The organism is Maribacter stanieri (genome assembly GCF_900112245.1).
GTDB lineage: Bacteria > Bacteroidota > Bacteroidia > Flavobacteriales > Flavobacteriaceae > Maribacter > Maribacter stanieri.
In genome coordinates this window covers 1487028-1512885 of record NZ_FOYX01000001.1, presented here as the reverse complement: position 1 = coordinate 1512885, position 25858 = coordinate 1487028, and the positions used below count along the sequence as shown (strand labels likewise).

At 34.5% G+C, this 25858-nt stretch carries 20 protein-coding genes; 15 read left to right on the top strand and 5 right to left on the bottom strand.

The features are described 5' to 3' along the window. Nucleotides 1-33: 33 nt before the first annotated feature. From BM296_RS06470 to BM296_RS06450, 5 genes are all read left to right on the top strand, one after another. Nucleotides 34-1020 carry an isoaspartyl peptidase/L-asparaginase family protein gene (locus tag BM296_RS06470; RefSeq protein WP_091902227.1) on the top strand — a complete coding sequence of 329 codons (987 nt, stop codon included), beginning with the start codon at nt 34-36 and terminating at the stop codon, nt 1018-1020. Nucleotides 1021-1123: 103 nt separating this feature from the next. Beyond that, a complete protein-coding gene (polA, locus tag BM296_RS06465) occupies nt 1124-3958 on the top strand; it encodes a DNA polymerase I (RefSeq protein ID WP_091902225.1) in 2835 nt (944 codons plus the stop codon). Between the two features lie 120 nt (nt 3959-4078). Continuing rightward, nucleotides 4079-7363, top strand: coding sequence for a T9SS type A sorting domain-containing protein (locus BM296_RS06460; protein ID WP_091902223.1), 3285 nt, complete (start codon nt 4079-4081; stop codon nt 7361-7363). Beyond that, nucleotides 7360-8031, top strand: a complete 672-nt coding sequence (locus BM296_RS06455) for a fibronectin type III domain-containing protein (protein WP_091902221.1) — start codon at nt 7360-7362, stop codon at nt 8029-8031. Before BM296_RS06460 ends, BM296_RS06455 begins: the two co-directional genes overlap by 4 nt. Nucleotides 8032-8125: 94 nt before the next feature. After that, nucleotides 8126-8437, top strand: a complete 312-nt coding sequence (locus tag BM296_RS06450) for a T9SS type A sorting domain-containing protein (protein WP_027064990.1) — start codon at nt 8126-8128, stop codon at nt 8435-8437. A 51-nt stretch (nt 8438-8488) separates the two neighbouring features. On the opposite strand, the gene BM296_RS06445 is transcribed toward BM296_RS06450, so the two are convergent. Together BM296_RS06445 and BM296_RS06440 are read right to left on the bottom strand one after the other, a co-directional pair. Beyond that, the gene (locus tag BM296_RS06445) at nt 8489-8995 is read right to left on the bottom strand and encodes a hypothetical protein (protein WP_027064991.1); all 507 of its coding nucleotides are present in this window, start codon (nt 8993-8995) and stop codon (nt 8489-8491) included. 92 nt (nt 8996-9087) lie between these two features. Beyond that, nucleotides 9088-11718 (bottom strand): DUF5916 domain-containing protein, encoded by a 2631-nt coding sequence (locus BM296_RS06440; RefSeq protein ID WP_091902964.1) that lies wholly within the window; start codon nt 11716-11718, stop codon nt 9088-9090. A gap of 246 nt (nt 11719-11964) precedes the next feature. Here BM296_RS06440 and rplM point away from each other — a divergent pair, with 246 nt between their 5' ends. From rplM to tsf, 4 genes are all read left to right on the top strand, one after another. Beyond that, the gene (gene rplM, locus BM296_RS06435) at nt 11965-12420 is read left to right on the top strand and encodes a 50S ribosomal protein L13 (RefSeq protein ID WP_027064993.1); all 456 of its coding nucleotides are present in this window, start codon (nt 11965-11967) and stop codon (nt 12418-12420) included. A 1-nt stretch (nt 12421) separates the two neighbouring features. After that, on the top strand, nt 12422-12808 hold the full coding sequence (rpsI, locus tag BM296_RS06430; protein ID WP_027064994.1) for a 30S ribosomal protein S9: 387 nt from the start codon (nt 12422-12424) through the stop codon (nt 12806-12808). A 235-nt stretch (nt 12809-13043) separates the two neighbouring features. Further along, nucleotides 13044-14180 (top strand): 30S ribosomal protein S2, encoded by a 1137-nt coding sequence (gene rpsB / locus BM296_RS06425; RefSeq protein ID WP_091902219.1) that lies wholly within the window; start codon nt 13044-13046, stop codon nt 14178-14180. A gap of 66 nt (nt 14181-14246) precedes the next feature. Beyond that, nucleotides 14247-15071, top strand: a complete 825-nt coding sequence (gene tsf / locus BM296_RS06420; protein ID WP_091902217.1) for a translation elongation factor Ts — start codon at nt 14247-14249, stop codon at nt 15069-15071. An 83-nt stretch (nt 15072-15154) separates the two neighbouring features. Here the strand turns inward: tsf and BM296_RS06415 are convergent, their stop codons facing one another. After that, nucleotides 15155-17026: a M61 family metallopeptidase gene (locus tag BM296_RS06415; RefSeq protein ID WP_091902216.1), complete on the bottom strand. Its 1872-nt coding sequence runs from the start codon at nt 17024-17026 to the stop codon at nt 15155-15157. Between the two features lie 151 nt (nt 17027-17177). Between BM296_RS06415 and pyrH the strand changes: the two genes are divergently transcribed. From pyrH to BM296_RS06385, 6 genes are all read left to right on the top strand, one after another. After that, a complete protein-coding gene (pyrH, locus tag BM296_RS06410; protein WP_027064997.1) occupies nt 17178-17885 on the top strand; it encodes a UMP kinase in 708 nt (235 codons plus the stop codon). Nucleotides 17886-17930: 45 nt separating this feature from the next. After that, entirely contained in the window at nt 17931-18485 is a 555-nt protein-coding gene (gene frr, locus BM296_RS06405; RefSeq protein WP_027064998.1) for a ribosome recycling factor, read from the top strand. Nucleotides 18486-18616: 131 nt separating this feature from the next. Then, nucleotides 18617-21004, top strand: a complete 2388-nt coding sequence (locus BM296_RS06400; protein ID WP_091902963.1) for an efflux RND transporter permease subunit — start codon at nt 18617-18619, stop codon at nt 21002-21004. Between the two features lie 94 nt (nt 21005-21098). Then, a complete protein-coding gene (gene asnS / locus BM296_RS06395; RefSeq protein ID WP_091902214.1) occupies nt 21099-22532 on the top strand; it encodes an asparagine--tRNA ligase in 1434 nt (477 codons plus the stop codon). A gap of 38 nt (nt 22533-22570) precedes the next feature. After that, a complete protein-coding gene (gene rpoN / locus BM296_RS06390) occupies nt 22571-24028 on the top strand; it encodes an RNA polymerase factor sigma-54 (protein WP_091902212.1) in 1458 nt (485 codons plus the stop codon). Then, the gene (locus BM296_RS06385; protein ID WP_027065002.1) at nt 24028-24633 is read left to right on the top strand and encodes a membrane protein; all 606 of its coding nucleotides are present in this window, start codon (nt 24028-24030) and stop codon (nt 24631-24633) included. Before rpoN ends, BM296_RS06385 begins: the two co-directional genes overlap by 1 nt. Here the strand turns inward: BM296_RS06385 and BM296_RS06380 are convergent. After that, nucleotides 24628-25296 carry a porin family protein gene (locus BM296_RS06380; protein ID WP_091902210.1) on the bottom strand — a complete coding sequence of 223 codons (669 nt, stop codon included), beginning with the start codon at nt 25294-25296 and terminating at the stop codon, nt 24628-24630. The two genes, BM296_RS06385 and BM296_RS06380, sit on opposite strands and share 6 nt — an antisense overlap. 76 nt (nt 25297-25372) lie before the next feature. Next, entirely contained in the window at nt 25373-25855 is a 483-nt protein-coding gene (locus tag BM296_RS06375; RefSeq protein WP_027065004.1) for an ExbD/TolR family protein, read from the bottom strand. Between the last annotated feature and the right edge of the window lie 3 nt (nt 25856-25858).

Here is a 25858-nt window from a genome sequence, read left to right as displayed (position 1 = left end):
ATTTAAGGTCACTAAAAGTAAAGAACCAAACCCATGAAAAGAAGAAAGTTTCTAAGAAATTCTAGCACTGTAGCTGCGGGAATGTTATCGGCACCAATATTAGCTTCTTGTAACGAAACTACAGCAGCAAAAGATACAGGCAAAACACCTATACTACCAATTGCCATTTGCACTTGGGATTTTGGTAATGCAACCGCTAAAGCTTGGAAAGTTCTTGAAAAAGGAGGCAGTTCTTTAGATGCCGTACACCAAGGTGTTATGGTAGAAGAAAACGATTTGAACAATAGCACTGTAGGTAATGGCGGCAGACCGGACAGAGATGGAAATGTCACTCTAGACGCTTGTATCATGGATAAAGACGGTAATTGTGGTGCCGTATTGGCTATGCAAAATATTGCTAATCCAATTTCGGTAGCCAGAAAGGTTATGGAAGAAACTCCTCATGTAATGCTAGCAGGCAAAGGAGCTGAACAATTTGCATATGAGCAAGGTTTTGAAAAAACAGACTTACTTACCGAAGAATCAAAACAAGCGTGGTTAGAATGGAAAAAAACTTCGCAGTACAAACCCATCATCAATATTGAAAATCACGACACTATTGGTATGCTCGCCATTGATGCCGATGGAGATATTGCCGGTGCTTGTACCACCAGCGGCATGGCCTATAAAATGGCAGGTAGAGTTGGTGACTCGCCTATTATTGGTGCCGGACTTTTCGTTGATAATGAAGTAGGTGGTGCAACAGCAACAGGTGTTGGTGAAGAAGTTGTCAGAACAGTTGGCAGTTTCTTAATTGTCGAATTAATGCGACAAGGAAAATCTCCACAAGAAGCTTGCGAAGAAGGCGTAAAACGCATCATAGCCAAGAATAAGGACAAACAAGATTTTCAAATTGGTTTTATAGCCATCAACAAAAAAGGCGAAACTGGCGGATACTGCATTCACCCAGGCTTTACCTATAGAACATTTACAAAAGAAGGTCATATAAATAATCCTTCTGACAGTTATTTAAAAAGTTAAATTAAAAATCCTTTCAATATTTAATGTCTAAGCTATAGGGCAATCTCCCTTATAGTTTCGGTATCAATTTGTACTTTTAACCTTTTACAATCAATTTTCAAAAATGGCAGATCAAAAAAGACTCTTTTTGCTGGATGCATATGCACTAATATTCCGTGGATACTACGCACTTATAAAAAACCCTAGAATAAATTCTCAAGGCATGGACACCTCAGCTATTATGGGGTTCATGAATTCTTTGTTTGATGTAATACGCCGAGAAAAACCTGACCACCTAGCTGTTTGTTTTGACAAAGGAGGAAGTGCAGAACGTACCGATCTATTTCCTGAATATAAAGCCAATAGATCAGAAACACCAGATGCCATTCGTATTGCCATACCTTATATTCAAGAAATATTAAAGGCTATGCATATTCCCGTTGTTGTAAAAGAAGGTTGGGAAGCAGATGATATCATTGGTACGTTAGCTAAACAAGCAGAAAAAGAAGAATACAAAGTCTTTATGGTTACACCAGATAAGGATTTTGGACAGTTGGTTTCAGAAAACATCTTTATGTATCGCCCAGCAAGAATGGGTAACGGAATTGAAATTTGGGGTATTCCTGAAATTCAAAAACGTTTTGGTGTCGAAAGACCTGAACAGGTTATTGATTATTTAGGAATGATGGGTGATGCAAGTGACAACATTCCTGGTCTTCCAGGTGTTGGCGACAAAACTGCAAAAAAGTTTATTGCTGATTTCGATTCCATGGAAAATCTTTTCGAAAATACCGATAAACTTAAAGGTAAAATGAGAGAAAAGGTAGAAGCCAATAAAGAACTGGGGCTTTTATCCAAAAAATTAGCCACTATTTGTTTAGATGTTGATGTTCTCTTTAATGCTAGTGATTATGAAATGTCTGAACCAAATGGCGAAGAGGTTCAGAAAATATTTGAGGAACTTGAATTTAGAAGATTAAAAGATCAGTTTATTAAATTATTTTCTTCAGAAACTGAAGAAACCCCAGCTAAAGCTTCAGATGCCCCGGTAGCAAAAAAGGAGATTCAAGATGCAGGTTCTGGCCAGTTCTCTTTATTCGGAAGTCCAGCAGATTCTGGTGCCACTGTTAAAGATTATTCTAGTAGACAAACCATTGCAGATGTTGCTCATTCTTACCAAAGTGTTGCGCCTGGCATGGCAATGAAGTTATTCTTAAAAAACCTTATGCAGCAAACTTCTGTTTGCTTTGACACAGAAACCACAGGTCTAGACCCATTGACTGCAGAATTGGTTGGTATTGCTTTTTCTTGGGAAGCCACAAAAGGATTCTACATACCCTTTACAGATAACAAAGAGGAAGTACAGGCACTTTTAGAAGAATTGCGCCCTTTCTTTGAAGCTGAAACAATAGAAAAAGTAGGTCAGAATCTTAAGTATGATATTAAAGTTTTAGACAAATACAACATTAACGTTAAAGGACCTTTGTTCGATACCATGTTGGCTCACTATCTAATTAATCCAGATATGCGTCACAATATGGATGTTTTGGCAGAGACGTATTTGAACTACACACCTGTTTCTATCACAGAACTAATAGGTAAAAAAGGCAAGAATCAATTGAGCATGAGAGATGTTCCTTTAGAAAAACAAACCGAATATGCGGTTGAAGATGCCGATATCACCTACCAATTAGCACAACATTTTAGACCAGAATTAAAAGAAGCAAATACAGAAAAATTATTTCAAGAAATAGAAATTCCACTATTACGCGTTTTAGCCGATATGGAATTAGAAGGCATTAATTTAGATGAGAAATTCCTGAATTCGCTATCTTCAGATTTAAATAATGATATAGCTGATCTTGAAAAGAAAATATATGAAGTTGCCGATGAGGAATTTAACATTGGATCACCAAAACAATTAGGAGAGATACTTTTCGATAAATTAAAATTAGTAGCCAAACCTAAAAAAACTAAAACGGGTCAGTACTCTACCGCTGAGGACGTATTATCCTATTTAGCAAAAGATCACGAAATCATTCAAAATGTTTTGGATTATAGAGGTCTTGCCAAATTGAAGAGCACCTATGTAGATGCATTGCCAGAACAAGTAGAACCAACTACGGGTAGAGTCCATACAGATTATATGCAAACCGTGGCAGCAACAGGTCGTTTAAGTAGCAACAATCCGAATTTACAGAACATACCAATTAGAACAGAACGCGGTAGACAAGTTAGAAAAGCGTTTATTCCACGTGATGAGAATTACACTTTGTTAGCGGCAGATTATTCACAAATAGAGCTGCGTATTATTGCAGCGTTAAGTGAAGAAACTACCATGATAGAAGCTTTCAAAAATGGTGAAGATATTCATGCCTCTACAGCATCAAAAGTTTTCAATGTCCCATTAGAAGAAGTAACACGTGAGCAACGTAGTAATGCAAAAACGGTAAACTTTGGTATTATCTATGGCGTATCTGCTTTTGGTTTAAGCAACCAAACAGACTTATCACGCTCAGAAGCAAAAGAGCTAATAGATACGTATTACAAGACCTACCCGAAATTAAGAAATTACATGAGCGAGCAAGTAGATTTTGCTCGTGACAATGGCTATGTACAAACTGTTTTAGGCAGAAGACGTTATTTGAAGGACATCAATGGTAGTAATGCCATAGTACGTGGAGCTGCGGAACGAAATGCCGTAAATGCACCCATACAAGGTAGTGCTGCAGATATTATTAAAATTGCCATGATCAACATTCACAAAAAACTGGAAGAAGGCAATTACAAATCTAAAATGCTACTTCAAGTACATGATGAATTGGTTTTTGATATTTACAAACCAGAGTTAGAAGAGTTGAAAACTTTAATTAAATCTGAAATGGAAAATGCTTACACTATAGCCGTGCCTTTAGATGTTGAAGTAGGCATGGGAGACAACTGGCTTGTCGCTCACTAAAAATCAAATTTGTACTGTTTAAACCACACGGTGTAAGAATATTATTGTAGTATTTTGACGAAAATATTCTGTTAACAAAACGCTAATATTTATATTAGTATTTGCTAACCATATTTTACTATGATTAAAAACTACACTAGGCTGCTATTGGCAGCCCTAATTTTGTTTTGTTTTACAGGATTTTCACAAACAAATTATCTACAGAATGCCAGCTTTGAAAATTGGTCAGGAAACCCAGAATCACCCGATAATTGGAGTATAATTGATGCAAACAGCACAACTAAAAGCACCGATTCATCAGAGGGAAATTTTGCTTTAGAACTAGATTTAAGCAACTCTTTATCTACCCCAACCGAACTTAGCACTAGAAATGCAAGTGATGTAGTTTTACCAACCAATGCGACCTATACGTATTCTTTTGATTATAAAGTAACCTCGGGCATTGGTAATACTATAAGTGCCAATTTATACATTTTAAAGGATGCCGGAAGTTATACCATACAATACTTAAATGAATTTGTCCCCATGGAAAGTGATGGCGACTGGCATACCTACACTGTTGATTTTAACACCGATACAGATGAAGATTATGTTTTCGAATTAGCATTTAGAGCAAATACATCTCCTACAAGTTCTGTTCTAATTGACAATATGAAAGTATTGGGCGATACACCAGCGGATGCAGATGATGATGGAGTACCCGATACAGAAGATACATGCCCAAATACACCACCAACAGCCCTAGCCGTTGATGAAAACGGTTGCGAAATATTAATAGATGCTTCAAGCGTTATTGAAGACCCTAGTTTTGAAGATTGGTCTTTTGGTGGCGGCAGTAACCTAGCCGATTGGGGCATCAATCTAATTCCAGGAAGTTCTTGGAATAAAAATGTAACTATTAGTGACAATCTTGATTATAGCTTAGAATTGACTACTGGAAATAATGGCACCAACACCTCATCAATATTTCAGAACAACATTCAATTATATGGTGGTGTAGAATATCTTTTAGAAATCGATTATAGTGTTTTGGAAGGAACCTTTAACTCGTTACAATTACAATTAACGCAAGGTATTTTTGCAGATATAATTGAGGAGTTTACGCTGAACCCTTCTGAAAACGAATGGAACACCTACTCCACCACATTTACGTTGACATCAAATGAAATAGTTAATTTACAAATTAGAGCGGTATCTGATCAAGCACAACAAAAAATATTATTGGATAAAATGGTTTTTAGAGCCAATGTCGCCAATAACACTGATCGAGATGCTCTAATCGCCTTTTATAATGCAACAGGAGGACCTGACTGGGTAAATACTTGGAATTTAGAAGAACAGGATATTGAAAATTGGTATGGAGTAACCTTAAATTCAGAAGGAAGAGTTGAATATCTTTATTTAACAGAAAACAAACTTATCGGAAACTTACCTCCTGAAATAGGTCTATTAACGGAATTAAAGGTTTTGAATCTTTCTAGCGCCTCCAATCCAACTGTACCTGAAAATGTAAATCAAATAACAGGAGTTATACCGCCACAAATTGGTAACCTTACAAATTTAGAACAGTTTAATATTTCAAATAATTTAATATCGGGCGAAATTCCTCCAGAATTTGGGAACTTATCTAAATTAACTTTCGCAATGTTCTTCGACAACGAATTATCTGGATCATTACCAGAAGAGCTAGGCAACTTAATCAGTATTGAAACAATTAATCTTAAGCGGAATAATATAGAAGGTACAATTCCAACTTCTATGACCAACTTACCTAATTTAAGATCACTTTTACTAGCTAGCAACAACTTCGAAGGGGAGATTCCAGACTTTCTCTCTCAAGTAACAAGTTTGCAATATCTTGATTTAAGTTATAACTCTTTTAGCGGATCAATTCCTGTAGAACTAGGTTTAATAAACAATTTGTCATACTTAGATATTTCCGTAAATAATTTAACTGGAGAGATACCAACAGAGCTAGGGCAATTACAGAATATCACAACTCTAAAATTGAGTCAGAACAATTTAGAAGGATCATTACCTCTTTCGCTAGGTCAATTAACCAATCTTGTAGATTTTCAAGCTTATAACAATAATTTAAATGGTACAATACCTATTGAGCTTACTAACATACCATCATTAGATCGAATTTTATTGTCCAATAACAATTTTCATGGTAAAATACCAAATTTTGCATCTACAAATGTATACGCTGTTTCCATAAGCTCTAATGAATTCGTTTTTGAAGATATACTGGAAATGTCGCAGAATTTAGCTGAAAACATAACTTTTAGCTATTACGGTCAAACGAACTTGGGAGAAAGTAGTTCTATTATTATAAACCCCACAGAAAGCTACACTCTTAAAATTGACCAGACTATAGAACCTAACAACATATATCAATGGAGATTAAATGAAATACCAATTGATAATGCAACAGAATCAACTTATGTTATTAGTAACTTTTCAAATGAACATCAAGGTGCTTACGATTGTGTAATTACAAATAGTTTATTACCTGACTTAACACTTTATTTAAATCCAATTAATATACAAGGTGATGATGATAACGATGGTGTACCTAATGATATTGATGTTTGCAAGAATACACCAATTGGTGCAGTAACTGGCACCACCGGTTGTAGCTATCAAGACATTTTAGTACCAAAACCAGATGATATTATTGCAAAAGCTACGAGCACTTCTTGCCCTGACACAGCCAATGGCACACTTACTGTTGAATTTAAAGTTAATCAAACACATATATTAGCGATAACAGGCCCTAATAATTTCTCTGCTAATTATACGCAACAAAACGGAAGTACGCTTATGGTTACTGATCTAGAACCAGGTTCTTATAACATTGTTGCTAATTCAGAGATTGGACGATTAGTTGGCGCACCTAATGTAGAATTTAGTTTGAATATTGAAACTCCCGAAGAATTTATTTCTGGTAAAACCGTAATAGACTATACTGCTAAAAATGCGAGCGTCGTAGTATCTGGAAGTAAAAATTACGAAGTTTTGGTGAATGATAAAACCTATTTCTTTGAATTTAATAACGTTGACAATCAACAATTATCCTTTCCATTAGTCAAAGGCGCAAACCTTATTTTTATTGAAACCGATAAAAATTGTCAAGGTATATACAATGATAGTGTTATCATTGACAATGCGATACTTTCGCCAAATCCTGTTGCAGATATTTTAACTGTTGAAGGTCTTGATGAAATGGCGAATGCTCAAATTCTAATATCTAATTTAAACGGAGCGACCGCAATAGCGGAAAATAGCCAAATTTCAGGCGGCACTTTAGAAATGAATATTTCAAGCCTTTCGCCAGGTTTATACTTATTGACCATTACAAACGGTGAAAAGGAAATCAACATTAAATTTGTAAAAAAATGAGAATAGCTATAAAATTAATATTAATGGGTTTACTAGTAGTTTCCTGTGGTGGAAGTGATGACGGTAATAGCCCTACTCCTCCTGAAGAAAAAGAACTAGGTGCATTCAACCTTCTTTTTCCCGACAATAATTTAATATGTACAGAAGGTGAAGACAATGGTGTAGACGTTGTAAACATTGAGTTTCAATGGGCTGCCTCTTCTAACGCAACATCATATGAATTGGAAATTACAAATCAAGAAAACAATACTACAGATACAAGGACGGTAAATTCAACATCTTTGGCCGTAGGATTACCAAAGGGCACACAATTTTCATGGACTGTAACAGCAATCTTAGGTGAAAAAACTTTAGCTAGTGATTCTTGGAATTTCTATTCTGAAGGAACCAGTACAGAAAACTTTGCTCCATTCCCTGCAGAAATTAGTGTTTCAGATAATGGTGACGGGACAGTAAGCGTATTTTGGATAGGTGAAGATTTAGATAATGATTTGGTTAATTATGATGTGTATATCGGTACCTCGGGAAACTTAGTATTGATTCTTGAAAATACCACTGACGAAAACACGAATTACAATATCACTGCCGGAGAGCAATATATTGTTCAGGTTGTATCTAAAGATAGTAGCGACAACACATCAACCAGCGAGACCTATTTCACTTTCTAGAAAGTTAAAGTTTATTTAAAGCTAGACGAAAAAGTATTTTATAAACGTTAGCATATAGCGTACTTCATTGCAGAAGTACGCTATATTTTATTTTATGAAACATTTTTTAATCATAATATTCTTAATAATGCTGGGGGCAACACAACTATCTGCACAAGAGGTCAAAAATGATGTCAAGATCTTTCCTAACCCAGCTACAAATGTTATTAATGTACTAGGTCTCAAAAATGACACAAATGCCGCAATAAGCATTAGAGATAGTTATGGCACTCAAATAATCTACCACCAATGGGACATTAAAAGAAATGCGCTAAATATTCCCGTATTTAATCTTGAAAAAGGATTATATATGATAAGTATACAGTCCGAAAATCAAAATGTAAAAGCAAAATTTTATAAGCAATAAAAAACCCTCACATAAATGTAAGGGCTCGTTTTATATTATAAAATTAAGCTTTTATCGCTTTACAAAAATTAATTGCCCATCTTCTGAGAAATTAGGAATATCTAAATCACTTGCATCAACAGTCATAATATCACCATCGATGGTAACACCTATAGCTAACTCTTCACCATTTTCATCAATAGTAGTTACCGTTTCACCATCAAAGGTATAGGTACTAGTATTTGTGTCAGACTCAGAAGGACAAGGAATATCCAACCCTGTCGCCGTAGCATTAACTTCTACATAATTTGCAGAATTGGTAGCATTAGCACTTAAATCTTCATTAAATTGTAATGTAATTATGTAACAATCTCTATCTGAAAGAAAGTCTAAAATTTGCTTTCCAAATTTAACGTCATCACTTGCTGTTTCATTATCGATTAGTAGTTCAGTAGCATCCCAAGTACCTATTATTGCAGTACTATTTGTTTCAGCATCTGATTCAGTCTCATCTTTATCAGAACTGCACGATACTAGTGCAAAAGCTAAACTAACTGCAAGTAAAATATGTTTGTACATCTTTTAGTTTTTTGGTTGTTCAAGGATATAAAACGAAAAAATCAACATATTATTTCAATTAAGAGTAAACGGGCAGATTAACAAAACAGAAATTATAGAATAAATCTATAAGTAGCTTTTAACAAAAAGGTGTTATCTTTTTGTTGATCTAAAATTTGACGATTTAAATTTTTTCCCAAAGTTTCATTTGGATTTCCAGCTCCTACCACGCCCTGAGACCAAACTAAAAATATCTCCGAACCTGGTATATATTCCCATCTAAGAACCAAATTTGACCTAAATTGAACATATGAAAAATCTGGATTTTCTATTTGATAATCTACCGTACCATCAATATTCTCATCTATTAAATATGCATCGTTTGAAGTAGCTTTTGATATTTGATTTTCTGAGAACATAGTAACACGTTCCTCCATTTTCTTCGCAATAGGATTATTAACAAAATTAAACCCAGAATATGTACCTCTTGATATGAAAGGCTCTCCATAATATTGAATGGATAAATTAGGATTTAGACTATAATTAAATCGAATGGACGTACTAAATGTTTTCTGATCAATACTGCCAGTTATATACCTTGCAGTGCCACTATAATTCTCTTCAGTTACATATTGAGTTTTATTAGGGTTTTCTTCATATTCTGAAGAAACTGACAAGTTAAAAGCATCAAAAGGTTGATACGAAAGTCTTAGAACATACCTTTTCAAAGAAAAATTATTTTGTGCCGCCTGACTATTTACATAACCTAAAGTGAAACTCATTTTTTTTCTACTATCAGAGCCAAAGAAAAGATAAGCAAAGTTCTCCTCAGACCAACGCCATCTTGGTCCTCCACGTAATACTGTATTAGAAAAAATACGAGGTTTGTGAGCTGCACCAACCTCTGTCCACCAATTATTTTTATAATTTATAAATCCTTGAAATTCATACTGAACTCTATTATAATTACCTTCAAAATCAAAAGTAGAATACTGGCTAAATTGCATATTTGCCTTTCTGTATAAATTCGTTGTCTTTAGAAATAGCCTACTTACAGATGCTGTTTGTTTGATTTCATCTGCCTGTCTCAAGAAACCAACGTCGTTAAGTTCTAATTCTGGAGAACGCCAAATAACACCTCCATCATATCGCCAATTTCCACCACCAGCTTTACCTATTTCTATTTTACCGCCAGTACCGGTAAGTGAAGTTCTATTGGCGTCAACAGAAACATGACTTGCGTCTACTCGCTGAAACAAATGAGTAATACTCGTTTGTGTAAGAGCAATTGCACTTTCACTACCCGTAATATGACTTCCCACAAAATTACCCTCAACATAGTAGTTTCTATTCTTCCAATTATGTTTAAAATCTAGACCGCCAGTGTATGCACCTCTTCTTAAAAAATCTAAATTATCAAGTATATTTCTATTTGTGGCCGTGAAAATACCACCCACAAAAGAGTTTCTTTCATTAAAATCTTTTTGTACCCTACCTACCAAATAATTGGTTAAAGGCTCTACAAGTTCAGATCTTTTATTACCCGCAACATCTTCAACATCCGCATACATATTACCCGTAACGCTTTCCAATAAACCTAGTGACCAACCATTTTTTGTTTTACCAGAAAACTTAGCAGCACCCAAAATAGTGGAATTGGTTGGCTCGTCTACAAACTCACCAGATGTGATCGTTGCAAAACTTTGCGGGCTTCTACCTATTCTTCTACTATAAAATATATTGTCATTACCATCTGCAAATTCAAAATCAAATATGTTCTTGTTCTCAATAAAGAAAGGTCTTCTCTCTTCAAAAAAGATTTGAAATCCGTCCAAGGCAATTGCACCTGGGTCGGCATCTACCTGTCCAAAATCTGGATTAACGGTTAAATCTAAAGTAAGATCATTGGTTAATCCAATTTTTGCATCTAGTCCAGCATTTAATTTATAGTCTTTTCCATCTCTAAAAGGATTTCCATTTTGAGCAGGATAACTATCAAATTGATTAACCAAAAAAGGCTGTATTTCTAATTGTTTCTGAGGTTGAATATTTTTAAGCCCCTTCAATTTCCCAAATTCACTTACCCAACCAGGAGCATCTAAGCCAATAGGTTGCCATATAGAACGCTCCTCGCCCCTAAAATACCTCCTATGTACCTGCAATCCCCATATCTGTTCTTCTGCAGACCCAAATTTTAATTGGCTAAAAGGTATTTTCATTTCTGCAGACCATCCTTTATCATCAATAAGTGAAGCGGTATACCAGATCGGGTTCCAACTAGAATCCCAATAATCTCCATTTTGAGATACAAACTCATCTCCTTTTACACCGGCCGCAGATACGTTAAAAGAAAAAGCAGTTCGCTTGTCATTATAACTATCTATATTAATTTCTATCCAATCTCCAGAAAAATTATCTCTTCGAGCCAGACGGCTTTCAATTTTAGACGGTATACTGTCAAAACATCGTATACCGACGTATAAAAATTTTGAATCATAGGTGATTTTAAATTTAGTAAGTTGACTTGCTTTTTTACCATTATTAGGTTCAAAAACGGTAAAATCGTCATCCCACTGAACATAATCCCACTCAGAATCTGATAACTTACCGTCAATAATAATTTCTTTATCTACAGGAAGTTGCGCAGTAACATATTCCCTTTGTACCTTTGCAACTTCATTTTGCGCAATTAGCGTGTTGGTGACGTAAAGGAAAAGTATGCAACTTACTAAGTACTTTAGCATAATAATGGGTTCTTTGGTTGATTGTTTAGTTGCTAGAAGAGACACTTGAAAAATAGAATTGTTACAAAAAAGGCAACAAATTCAATAAGTTTAACAGTATCTCAATAAAAATAAAGCAGTTAGAAATTACATTTATTTAAAAAATGTAAAAAATAAAGAAACAAGTATTTGCAATTCAAGTTAATAATCGTAGATTTGCAGCCCCTTTGACGGGATTGATTAAAATAATAGTTAAAAATAGCAGTAGTGGATACATTAAGTTATAAGACCGTTTCGGCCAACAGAACAACTGTAAACAAAGAGTGGTTATTGGTAGATGCCGAAGGAGAAACATTAGGACGCATGGCTTCTAAAGTCGCCTATTTGTTAAGAGGAAAGCACAAACCAAGTTTCACCCCTCATGTTGATTGTGGTGATAATGTTGTTATTATCAACGCAGAGAAAATTGTTCTTACAGGAAACAAGTGGTCTGATAAATCATACATGAGATACACTGGCTACCCAGGTGGTCAACGTACTACTAGCGTAAAGCAGTTATTAGAGAAAAACCCAGAAGGTATTCTTGAAAAAGCGATAAAAGGTATGTTACCTAAGAATAGATTAGGTGCAGAGCTTTTTAGAAACTTAAAAGTTTACGCAGGTACAGAGCACGGTCAGGAAGCTCAAAAACCTACTGTTGTTAACCTAAAAGATATTAAATAAGATGGAAGTAATTCATAAAATTGGTCGTAGAAAGACCGCTGTAGCGAGAGTATATCTTTCTGATGGAAATGGAGACATTACTATTAACAATAAAGATTTAAGTGTATACTTCCCAACTGCAACACTTCAATACAAAGTAAAACAACCTTTCACATTAACTGAAAGCTTAGATACTTACAACGTAAAAGTAAATGTTTACGGTGGTGGTATTACAGGTCAAGCAGAGGCTATTCGTCTTGCTTTATCTAGAGCTATGTGTGAGATTGATGCTGAGAACAGAACTATCTTAAAACCAGAAGGTCTTTTAACTAGAGATCCTAGAATGGTTGAACGTAAGAAATTCGGTCAGAAGAAAGCACGTAAAAAATTCCAATTCTCGAAACGTTAATTCGAGTTACAAGATTACCAGGCACCTTTTTTGGGTGCCTGTTTTTATATTTTATCACACTGGGGAAAACCAGATTATTAACTAGTTCATTGAAAGTCCATTACGGACAATTAAAAATCCTTAAATTATTTATAATTCAAGGTAAATTAGTTTAGCATCTAAATGATGGAGGCTTTTGCTTATGCAAATACCACTTTGTCATTGCTAATTCATAAGAACGTAAACTAAATTTAGAATGGCGAGAGTCGAAGTAAAACAATTATTAGAAGCAGGTGTACATTTTGGTCACCTTACAAGAAAGTGGAATCCAAACATGGCTCCTTACATCTACATGGAGCGTAATGGTATTCACGTAATCAACCTTTACAAAACAGTTGCAAAATTAGACGAGACCAATGAGGCTCTTAGCAAAATTGCAGCATCAGGTAGAAAAATACTTTTCGTAGCTACCAAAAAACAAGCAAAAGACATCGTTGCTGAAAAAGCAGCAAATGTAAACATGCCTTACATTACAGAAAGATGGCCAGGTGGTATGTTAACAAACTTTGTTACTATTCGTAAAGCTGTTAAGAAAATGGCTTCTATTGATCGTATGAAGAAAGATGGTACTTTCCTTACACTATCTAAAAAAGAAAGATTGCAAGTTGACCGTTTACGTGCAAAATTAGAAAAGAATTTAGGTTCTATCTCTGAAATGACACGTTTACCAGGTGCATTGTTCATCGTTGATACAATGAGAGAGCACATTGCAGTTAAAGAGGCACAAAAATTGAACATTCCTATTTTCGCAATGGTTGATACCAACTGTGATCCTAGAGATGTAGATTATTTGATTCCTTCAAATGATGATGCTTCAAAATCTATTGACATTATTATGACAGAAGTTACCAATGCAGTAGCTGAAGGTCTTGCTGAACGTAAGGCTGAAAAAGGTGATGCAGCTGAAGGTAAATCTGAGAAAAAAGATAAAGCTCCTAAGAAAAAAGTAACTGCTGAAAAGCCAGCTCCATCTCCTGAAAAAGTTGATACTAAACCAGCACCAGTTGTTGATAATGTACCAAACGTTGAAGTAAATGTTGAAGCTACTAAAGAAGCTGTAGCAAAAGAGGCAAAAGTTGAAGCTGATGATTTAACGAAAGTTGAAGGAATTGGACCAAAAGCTGCTGAAGCATTAGTTGCTGCAGGTATAGCTACTTACGCTGACCTATCTAAAGGAGATGCTGATAAAATCAAAGGGATTTTAACTGAAGCAAGTTCTAGAATGGCACATTTAGATCCTACCTCATGGCCAAAGCAAGCTAAAATGGCTGCAGATGGTAAGTGGGACGAACTTAAAGAGTGGCAAGACAACACTAAAGGTGGTGTAGAATAAGTTACTACATTTATAAAATATATCTAAGAACAACCCCATAAAACGGGTATACTAAAAGTAAAAAAGATGGCAAAGATTACAGCTGCAGAAGTTAATAGATTAAGAAAAACTACTGGTGCAGGAATGATGGATTGCAAAAAAGCCTTAGTTGAAGCTGATGGCAATTTTGAAACTGCAATCGAAGTTCTTCGTAAAAAAGGTCAAAAAGTTGCGGCAAAAAGAGCTGACAGAGATTCTTCTGAAGGTGCAGCAATTGCAAAAGTAAATGACGATAACTCTAAAGGTGTTATCATTTCTTTGAACTGTGAGACCGATTTCGTTGCTAAAAACGAAACATTTGTAACGTTAGCTACTGAATTAGCAGATTTAGCAATCAATTTTGATTCTAAAGAAGCTTTCTTAGCTGCTGATTACAAAGGAATGACTGTTCAAGAAAAGCTTATTGAGCAGACTGGTGTTATCGGTGAGAAAATCGAAATAGGTGGTTATGAAACTTTAAGCGCTCCTTTCGTTGGTTCTTATATTCACGCAGGAAACAAAATAGCTGTTTTAACAGGTCTTTCAGCTTCGGTTGCAGGTGCTGAAGAAGTTGCTAAAGATGTTTCTATGCAAGCTGCTGCAATGAACCCTGTAGCGCTAAATGAAGATGGTGTTGATCAATCTGTTATTGATAAAGAAATAGAGATTGCAAAAGATCAATTACGCCAAGAAGGAAAGCCAGAAGCAATGTTAGAAAACATCGCTAAAGGTAAATTAAAGCGTTTCTTTAAAGATAACACTTTAGTAAACCAAGATTTCATTAAAGACAGCAAGCAAAGTGTTGCTCAATATGTAAAGTCTATTGATTCTAATTTAGAAGTAGTAGGATTTAAAAGAGTTGCATTAGGTTAATTACAATACAACTAACTCAATAAAAAACCGTCTTACTGTAAAAAGTAGACGGTTTTTTTATATTCAAAAATTTCAACTCTTTCTTAGTTTTTCAACCAAGCATTACGCAAATCAATTGTTTTCTGACTCACCTCTTGTAAAGGAACAATTTTTTTAACTTTTTTCACTGGCTGACCAACCACACCTTCAACTGCAACAATTTCCCCATCACGCACAACAGTCATGCTAATTTCAGTTTCAGGAGTCCAAGCAAAACTTTCACCTATAATAGGACGCAACGTTTCTAAATTGATATCTTGACCGTTAATTGTTTTAAAAATATCACCTCCTTGTAATTTTAAATCTTCAAAAAATGAATTTAATTCTATATTCTCACGAATGAAGACTACACTATCATTTTGCACATCAACATCCATATAAGGTATCTGACCATCAAAAAAGTATCCTGTAGACTCTTGTACATCATTAGTAGCCAAACCTACCTTTTCAAAATAAACTTCATAATCAATTGGAGTATCACCTATAACATGTTGCTTTAAAAAAACATCTACTTCAGGATAAGTAATTGATACTATCTCACCAAATAAAGTATCATCCTCAAAAGGTACATCAGTACCATATTTCTTAGACAGCTCTTTCATTAACCAAAGCATACTTTTCTCGCCATTACTCTTCTCTCTTAAGATAATGTCCAGACACATATTTATTAAAGCGCCTTTTTCATAAACGTTAGCATAATTTGGTTCATATGGCTGTTCCAAAATATTCTTACTCATTTCTGTAAAAGACATATTATCATCGTAAAATTCAGCATTATTAATTTTACCAAGCATGCGTACATAAAAATCATCTTCTGATATTAGTCCTTGTTGTACCTGAAATAAATTGGCGAAATACTCAGTCGTACCTTCATACATCCACAAATGCTGAGACATTTTTGGGTCGTTAAAATCAAAATACTGTATTTCTTTTGAATGAACTGATAATGGCGTTACAATATGAAAAAACTCATGTGAAACCACATCAACCATTGCCTGCTCTAATCGCCCAATATCCATTGCTTCCGGCAAAACTACAACGGTAGAGGTATGATGCTCCAATGCTCCGTAACCATTTGCATCTGGAATATTGACATCTGACAAATACAATAAAATGTTATATTCTTTAGTGCTATCTACTTCACCTAAAAACTTCTTTTGCGCCCCCATCATAGACTTCATTCTCTCCTTTAAATCTGCCGCTTTATAAACATTATTAGGAGAGAACAAACTTAAAGTAACCGTAATACCATTAATCTCAAAGCTTTCAGTATTAGGCTTTGCATACATGATTGGATTATCGATCACGTCAAAATATCTTTTTGCAAGAAAACCATCCCACAAGGAATCAGGTTTTCTATTTGGCTCAATAGAAAGGGTTGTAGTCGCTATTAAGTCTGCAGGTTTATTTATTAAAATAGAATAAGGAACTTCTTTAAAACCATCAAAATAGCCAACAAACCCGTGAAGATTAAGCATGAAATTACTACCAACAGCTATATTGGTACCTGCAGGCGAAAACACCGCATCTTCCACTTCATTCTCCGTATCAAAAGTATCGTTAACCCAATATTGTACTTTATCGAGGTTAACACCATTAGCAATACTCCAAGAATTATCATCAAGCTTTGTAGCTTTTAATTCAGCTCCTTTATAATCAAGGGCTTTAAAATCTTGAATATACTTACCATAGTTATCAGAACTATAGGTGCCAGGTACGGTTTTAGGAATTCTAAAAATTACAGTAGAAGTAGTAAATGCACCAGGATTTAAATCTACCTGCACTCTATCTTCAACTACATTAATTAAGTCTATTGAAGCTACAATAGTACTTTTTTCCACAGACATCAATGCCTTACCTGCCCCACAGGCATTCAGTATTAAGGCAACTGCAATAAATAAAACATTTTTTTTCATAAAACTTTATATGTGAATTTTTAAAATAAAGGTTACCAAAGATAGATAATATGTATCCATCCTTTCATGTGCAATTATGTTTTGCATGAATAAAATATAGAACACTTCCATCGAAAATTTTCATTATTTTTGGTGGCAAATAAAAATTTACATGCACTACAAAAGAATTCTTCTTAAATTAAGCGGTGAAGCCTTAATGGGCGAAAAGCAATATGGCATAGATTCTAACCGTCTAAATGAATATGCTGAAGAGATAAAAGAAGTAGTTGAAAAAGGAATTGAAGTCGCCATTGTAATTGGAGGTGGAAACATTTTTCGCGGATTGGCAGGAGCTGCTACAGGAATGGACAGAGTACAAGGAGATCACATGGGTATGCTAGCAACTGTTATAAATGGTTTAGCATTACAAAGTGCTTTAGAAATGAACGGAGTACAAACCAGATTACAATCTGCCATAAAAATAAATGAAGTTGCCGAACCTTTTATTCGAAGACGTGCAATGAGGCATTTAGAAAAAGGAAGAGTAGTTATATTTGGAGGCGGAACAGGTAACCCATATTTTACTACAGATTCTGCAGCAGTATTAAGAGCCATTGAAATTGAAGCTGATGTAATTCTTAAAGGAACACGTGTAGATGGTATTTACACAGCTGATCCAGAAAAAGATAAAAGTGCTACCAAATTTGATAACATTTCTTTTCAAGATGTGTTAACCAAAGGATTAAAAGTAATGGACACGACAGCCTTTACCTTAAGCCAAGAAAATGAACTACCAATTGTAGTTTTTGATATGAACAAAAAAGGAAACTTGCTGAAAATAGTTGACGGCCAAACTATTGGTACAACCGTTAACCTTTAATTTTCGGTATAGTTAATGTTATTGCGATAGCTATATACTCACCATATGAACGAAGAAGTACAATTTGTATTAGACGCTACAAAAGAAGGCATGGATGCCGCTATAGCGCATTTAGAACGTGAATTTTTAAAAATTAGAGCCGGTAAGGCTAGTCCCGCTATGTTGTCATCTGTTTTAGTTGATTACTATGGATCACAAACACCACTTTCTCAAGTGGCGAATGTTAATACGCCAGATGGTAGAACCATTTCGGTTCAGCCATGGGAAAAAGGAATGCTTCAAGAAATTGAAAAAGCTATAATGAATGCCAACTTAGGTTTCAACCCTATGAATAACGGCGATTTAATTATAATCAACGTTCCACCATTAACGGAAGAACGAAGAATTCAACTTTCAAAACAAGCAAAAGCAGAAGCAGAACATGCAAAGGTTGGTGTGCGTAGCGCAAGACAAGATGCCAATAAAGAAATAAAAGATTTGGATATTTCTGAGGATCTTCAAAAAAATGCAACTGCAGATGTTCAAGATTTAACCGACATCTTCACCAAGAAAATAGATGATTTCCTAGCAAAAAAGGAAGCAGAGATTATGAAAGTTTAATTATAAGATTCATAAATATTATTTTAAAGCTACCTATACACGGTAGCTTTTCCTTTTTGTATAAAATTTAAACTTTTCAATTTAGGAACAGATGAAGCTAATAGTTACCTTTGCCACCTGCAAAAACAGTTATGGTAGCTAAACTTACGAAAGGATTTTGGCCTAAAACGGCAAACATAATTCTCCGCAATAGAATCCTAATTTTAATATTGATTGCTTGTTTCACCGTATTTATGGGTTGGCAATGGCAATATATGCGATTTTCAAGCTCGCAAACTAACCTATTACCAGACGATCACCCTGTAAACCAACAGTATCAAGATTTTCTTGGCAAATTTGGGGAAGAAGGCAATGCGGTGGTTTTTGCCGTTCGTGATAGTGCATTATTTACTCCTACAAATTTTAATAGATGGAATAAGCTTAGTAAGCAATTAGCTGCTTTTCCAGAAGTTGAATTTGTGATTTCGACCGACAACTTAAAGGAACTCATTAAAAACAATGAAAAACAGGAGTTTGAGATGCGCCCTTTAATCAATGGCGAATTAAAGACTAAAAAGGAAATAGACAGTATTACCCAACACTTGTTTAACGACCTACCTTTTTATGACAACTTAATTTACAATAAAGAAAGTAAAACAATACGTACTATTGTTAACCTAGATAAGGACATTGTCAACACTAGTGTTAGAAAAGACTTTATTCTACAGGATATAAATACACTGGTAAAGAATTTTGAAAAAGAAACAAATTTAGATGTTCACATATCTGGAATGCCTTATGTGAGAACTATGAATTCTCAGAACATCATAGATGAAATAGGTAAATTCATTTTAGCTGCATTAGGTGTTACATCCTTAATCTTCTTCTTTTTCTTTAGAAGTATTAGAGCCACTGTAATTTCAATGTGTGTTGTAATAATTGGTGTAATGTGGGCATTTGGCTTACTGGGCTTACTGCAATATGAAATAACTGTTCTTACAGCTCTTATTCCACCATTAATAATTGTAATAGGTATACCAAACTGTATTTTTCTAATTAATAAATATCAGCAGGAAGTAAAGAAACATGGTAACCAAGCACTTTCACTACAACGTGTAATTTCCAAAATTGGAAATGCTACGTTAATGACGAATATTACCACAGCATCAGGTTTTGCCACTTTTATAATAACGGACAGTACCTTACTAAAAGAATTCGGTATTGTCGCCTCCATTAACATTCTTGGAATATTTGTATTGTCTTTACTAATTATTCCGATTATCTATAGCTTCATGCCGCTACCCAAAACGAAGCATTTAAAACATTTAAATAAAAAATGGATTGATGCATTTGTACAATGGATGGAAGGTATAGTTAGACATAGAAGAATTACTGTCTATATAGTTTCAATCTCACTATTGGTAATTAGTATTATTGGTATTTATCAAATAAGAATTTCAGGAAGTCCAATTGAGGACATGCCCAAGAATGCGGAATTTTTTCATGATATTCGTTTTTTTGAAAAGGAATTTAAAGGGATTATGCCCGTTGAAATAGTAGTCGACACAAAAACGCCTAAAGGTGTTTTAAAACCAGCTACTCTTAAACGAATGAATCAACTTGGAGAAGTTATTGAAGAAATTCCAGAACTTTCTACACCAGTATCCGTTGTAAACTTAGTAAAGTATTCCAAGCAGGCTTTTTACAATGGCATACCAAAATACTATCAACTACCTACTAGTCAAGAGAACACCTTTATAATGGATGTTGCTCGAAAATCATCTGACAATGGTAATTTATTAAAGTCTTTTGTTGATAGTACTGGGCAAACCGCAAGAATTACAACTTTCATGCGAGATGTCAATACTAGCCGCATGGAAGAAATTGAACAGCGTTTACTGGAAAACATTAATAAAATATTTCCGGCTGAACGATATAATGTATACATGACAGGTAGCGCATTGCTGTTCTTAAAAGGTACAAAGTACCTAGTAAAAAACTTAATTATGTCTCTTGCATTGGCCATTGGGCTGATTGCACTTTTTATGGCGTATTTATTTAGGTCTTTTAGAATGATTGTGATTTCATTGATCCCTAATTTATTACCATTGGTTATTACCGCCGGTATTATGGGGTTTGTGGGCGTACCAATAAAGCCTTCTACTATCTTGGTATTTAGCATTGCATTTGGTATTTCTGTGGATGATACCATACACTTTCTGGCAAAGTATAGGCAAGAACTCACTGCCAATAATTGGCGCATAGAAAAGTCTGTATATAATGCACTTAGAGAAACAGGTGTAAGTATGTTCTACACTTCTATTGTTTTATTTTTCGGTTTTTCGGTTTTTGTAATTTCCAACTTTGGCGGTACCGTTGCTTTAGGCTCATTGGTTTCAGCAACATTATTGCTTGCCATGTTAGCTAACTTAATTTTGTTGCCTTCATTATTATTATCATTGGAGAAAAGTATAGCAAACAAGCAAACACTTAAAAAGCCACAAATAGACATTTTGCCTCAAGATGAAAATAACAATTAATTATTTTCGCTACAGCCTTGTTTATATAGCCTTATAACTCCTTTATTTTTTAACAAAATCCTATCTTTGGGACTTTAATTTTCAATTTAAGATCATGCATTTAGCTACAATAAAAGAATTATTAGCAGGTAAAAACCTACTTCAAGAAATAACCATTAAAGGTTGGGTACGTACCTTTAGAAGCAATAGATTCATAGCTTTGAATGACGGCTCTACTTTAGGCACCATTCAATGTGTTGTAGATTTTGAAAATTTTGATGAAGAATTATTAAAAAAGGTAAACACAGGTGCTGCCTTAAAAATTAAAGGTACACTTGTTGAAAGTCAAGGTCGTGGTCAATCTGTAGAGATTCAAGTAAGCGATTTAGAAATATTAGGTATTGCTGATCCCGATGAATATCCTATTCAACCTAAAAAACACTCTTTAGAGTTTTTAAGAGAGAAAGCGCATTTAAGAATTCGCACCAATACTTTTGCAGCAATTATGCGTGTTAGGTCTACCCTTTCATTTGCAATACACAACTATTTTAGAGAAAACGGATTCAACTATTTTCACGCACCTATTATAACTGGTTCTGATGCTGAAGGCGCAGGTGAAATGTTTCGTGTAACTACATTAGATGAGAAAAATCCTCCATTAACTGAAGATGGAGATGTTGATTATAAACAGGACTTCTTCGGAAAAGAAACTAACCTTACGGTGTCTGGTCAATTAGAAGCTGAAGCATATGCAATGGCATTAGGGAAAGTCTACACATTTGGACCAACTTTTAGAGCCGAAAACTCAAACACATCTAGACACTTAGCAGAATTTTGGATGATTGAACCAGAAATGGCATTCTTTGATCTTGACGCTAACATGGATCTTGCAGAAGATTTTATTAAAAATGTTATCTCTTATACATTGACTCACTGTCAAGAGGATTTGGAGTTTTTAGAAAAACGTTTATTAGACGAAGAGAAAAGCAAACCTCAAGCTCAACGAAGCGATATGGCTTTGATAGAAAAATTGAAATTTGTTGTAGACAATAATTTTAAAAGAGTTAGTTATACTGAAGCTATAGATATTCTAAAAAATTGTAAACCGAACAAAAAGAAACAATTCACCTACCCTATTGAAGAATGGGGAACCGATTTACAAAGTGAGCATGAGCGATATTTAGTAGAGAAACACTTTAAATGTCCAGTTATTTTATTTGATTATCCTGCTAAAATTAAGGCATTTTACATGCGTTTAAATGAAGATGGTAAAACCGTTAGGGCTATGGATATTTTATTCCCTGGTATTGGCGAAATTGTAGGTGGATCTCAAAGAGAAGAGCGTTTAGATGTCCTAAAAGAAAAAATTAAAGAATTAGGTATAGACGAAAAAGAATTATGGTGGTACTTAGATTTAAGAAAATTTGGTACTGCGGAACATAGTGGCTTTGGTCTTGGTTTTGAACGACTGGTTCTTTTTGCAACAGGCATGGGTAACATTAGAGATGTAATACCATTTCCAAGAACTCCACAGAATGCCGAATTCTAAGCGGATTTAGTTACTTTTACCAGTACTAGAAAAAAGCAATGCTGAAACAACATCTACAATTTAAACTATCCCAAAAGTTATCTCCTCAGCAAATTCAATTGATGAAGCTGATTCAATTGCCTACACAGGCTTTTGAACAACGTCTCAAACAAGAATTAGAGGAGAATCCGGCATTGGAAACCGGTAAAGAAGATTTGGACAATGCTGCTGACGATTACGAAGATGTTTACGATGACGCATCAGATAATGAAACCATAAACACCGAAGATATCAATATTGATGATTATCTAAGTGACGATGAAATTCCTGATTATCGCACAAAGGCTAATAATTATAGCACTGACGATGAAGAGAAAAGCGTGCCCTATGCAGCAGGTATTTCATTTAATCAACATTTAATAAATCAATTAAACACTGTATATCTTACTGATGACGAGTGGAACATTGCTGAATTCTTAGTAGGTAGCGTAGATGAAAGTGGCTATATACGTAGACCCATTAGTGATATTATGGATGATTTGGCTTTTACCCAAAACATTTATACCGATGAGGAAACCATTACCAAAATACTATCAATTGTTCAAGATTTAGATCCCCCTGGTGTTGGTGCCCGATCTTTAGAGGAATGTTTAATAATTCAGTTAGAGCGAAAAGAAATAACACCAAGTGTAGAGCTTGCCACTGACATTCTAAAAAAATCATTTGAACACTTTACCAAAAAACATTATCAAAAGTTAATTCAAAAACACAATATTACCGAAGACGAACTTAAACAGGCTATCGGTGAAATAGAAAAACTAAACCCAAAACCAGGTGGGTCTTATTCTGGTAACAATAGAATTGTGGAACATGTTGTTCCAGATTTTGCAATTAGAATAACCGAAGGTGAACTAGAACTCACCTTAAATGGTAGAAATGCTCCTGAATTACATGTATCAAGAGAATACAGTAATATGCTTAAAGGGTATAAAGAAGCCAAAGACAAGTCTAAGTCTCAAAAGGATACCGTAATGTTCATAAAGCAAAAATTAGACGCTGCAAAATGGTTTATTGATGCAATTAGACAGCGTCAACAAACACTGTTCATTACAATGAATTCTATTATGCAGTATCAAAAAGAATATTTCCTAACGGGTGATGAGCGTAATTTACGCCCTATGATACTTAAAGATATTGCAGACGAAATAGGTATGGATGTTTCTACGGTATCAAGAGTTGCTAATAGCAAATATGTAGATACACCTTATGGCACTAAATTGATCAAAGAGTATTTCTCTGAGTCAATGAAAAATGAACAAGGCGAAGATGTATCTACAAAAGAAATTAAAAAAATCCTAGAAACTGTAATACAAAATGAGGCTAAAAAGAAGCCTTTAACAGATGATAAGCTAGCAGCTATTTTAAAGGAAAAAGGCTATCCTATAGCAAGAAGAACGGTGGCAAAGTATAGAGAGCAACTAAGCATACCAGTTGCACGAATGAGAAAAGAAATCTAATGAAGGTTTTTTCCAATATCATTTCTTATTTACTACATCCTCTTTTTATTCCTATTGGCGGTACTGTTGCTTATTTCCTTATTACACCAAAATATACACCGTTAGAAGTACAAAGCGCCAGCATTTTACCAATATTTATTTTAACGGTAATAATTCCAATCATTACCTTTTTAATTCTAAAAAATATAGGGCTTGTTCATTCCATTTCATTAGAAACAATAAAGGAACGCAAGTACCCACTTTATATTCACGCCTCCATCCTTCTATTAATCCTGTATAAGGTGATTCCGAATAATTACGTAAGTGAGTTATACTTTTATTTTACCGGTCTATTAGGAGCAGCCATAGCCTGTATTTTACTTCTTTTATTTAATTTTAAAACAAGTTTACACACTGTAGGTATAAGTGGTCTTTTAATGTATCTAATAAATCTTAGTATACATTTCGAAATCAATTTAATTTTAGCAATTAGCGTATTTATAATTTTTACAGGAAGTATAATAACTGCAAGATTGTATTTAAAAGCACATACAGCTATAGAGCTTATTATAGGACTATTTATAGGATTATTATCACAACTATTAACAGTCCGTTTTTGGTTATAAAATATAGAATATAAGACCTATTCGTAACGGCTTATACTGTAAAACCTCTCCATTAACAGAGGCATCTCCATTAAACAGTTCAGTTAACGCATAATACGCATGCAGATTAAAGGTATTATATCCAAAACTTAGAGTAAGGCCATATTGAAATTTTGCGAGGTCAGTATTTTTAAAACCTTCACTAATTTCTTCAGAGTCGAATTTAGATCTAGCACCTACAATATAAGCTGCTTTAATGCCACCATATATACGCCAAAACTTATATTCATCTATAGTTGAATTACGCCATCTAAACTCCAAGGGAAATTCCAAAAGATGCGTTTCTAATTTGCTTCTGGTAATATCATCGTCAATACTATAACTAATAACATTATCAGATAGATTAGCTACCAAATTTGAATAATAACTATTTAATGCAAGACCGGCTCCAATGCCTATAGCTTTCGTTCCAGAGCGATTTAAGGGAATATCTTTAATGACACCAGCTTGTAGGCCATACGATAAGTTTCGTTGACTAGAGCCTTCCGTAGGATTCAAAATAAAATTATAAGATAGACCAATATAAAACTGATCTTCAAAATATCTAGTATTCGCAATGCTATCATTTGCTACCTGAGCATTTGAATATATAGCGACCATAGAAAACAACAGAAAAAAACGCATATTGTAAAGTTAATGAAATAAAAAACGCCTCAAAAAAATTTGAGGCGTTTTGAAAATGTAATATTCTACTAACTAACTATTGTAGATTATTGAAAGCGTCACCTTCATAGGTAGTATAATTTACCTTTAAAGCATTTACCTTTCTTAACTCTTGTTTAATATCGGATATCAATCCCATACTAGCATTCTTATCAACCTTAAGTGCTGTGGTTAATACATTCTGAATTTCCTGAGGCTTTTTAGCTCTTTCCATCAAAATATAATCACCTACTTCAGATGGACTAGCGAATTTATCATTCAATTGAATTTTTGGCTCTGTACCAAAAGTTTTCTCATACTCTCTAGTTGGTTTACCAACATAAATATAGATTACACGATCCTTCTTTTCCAATTTTTTAACTTCACTAGCATTTGGAAGTACGTTTTCAACTTTCAAGGAACTATCCTTCATAACGGTTACCGTCATAAAGAAAAACAAAAGCATAAATACAATGTCAGGAAGGGAAGCTGTTGATACCGCTGGTACCTCTCCATCTTTTTTCTTTGCAAATTTTGACATAGT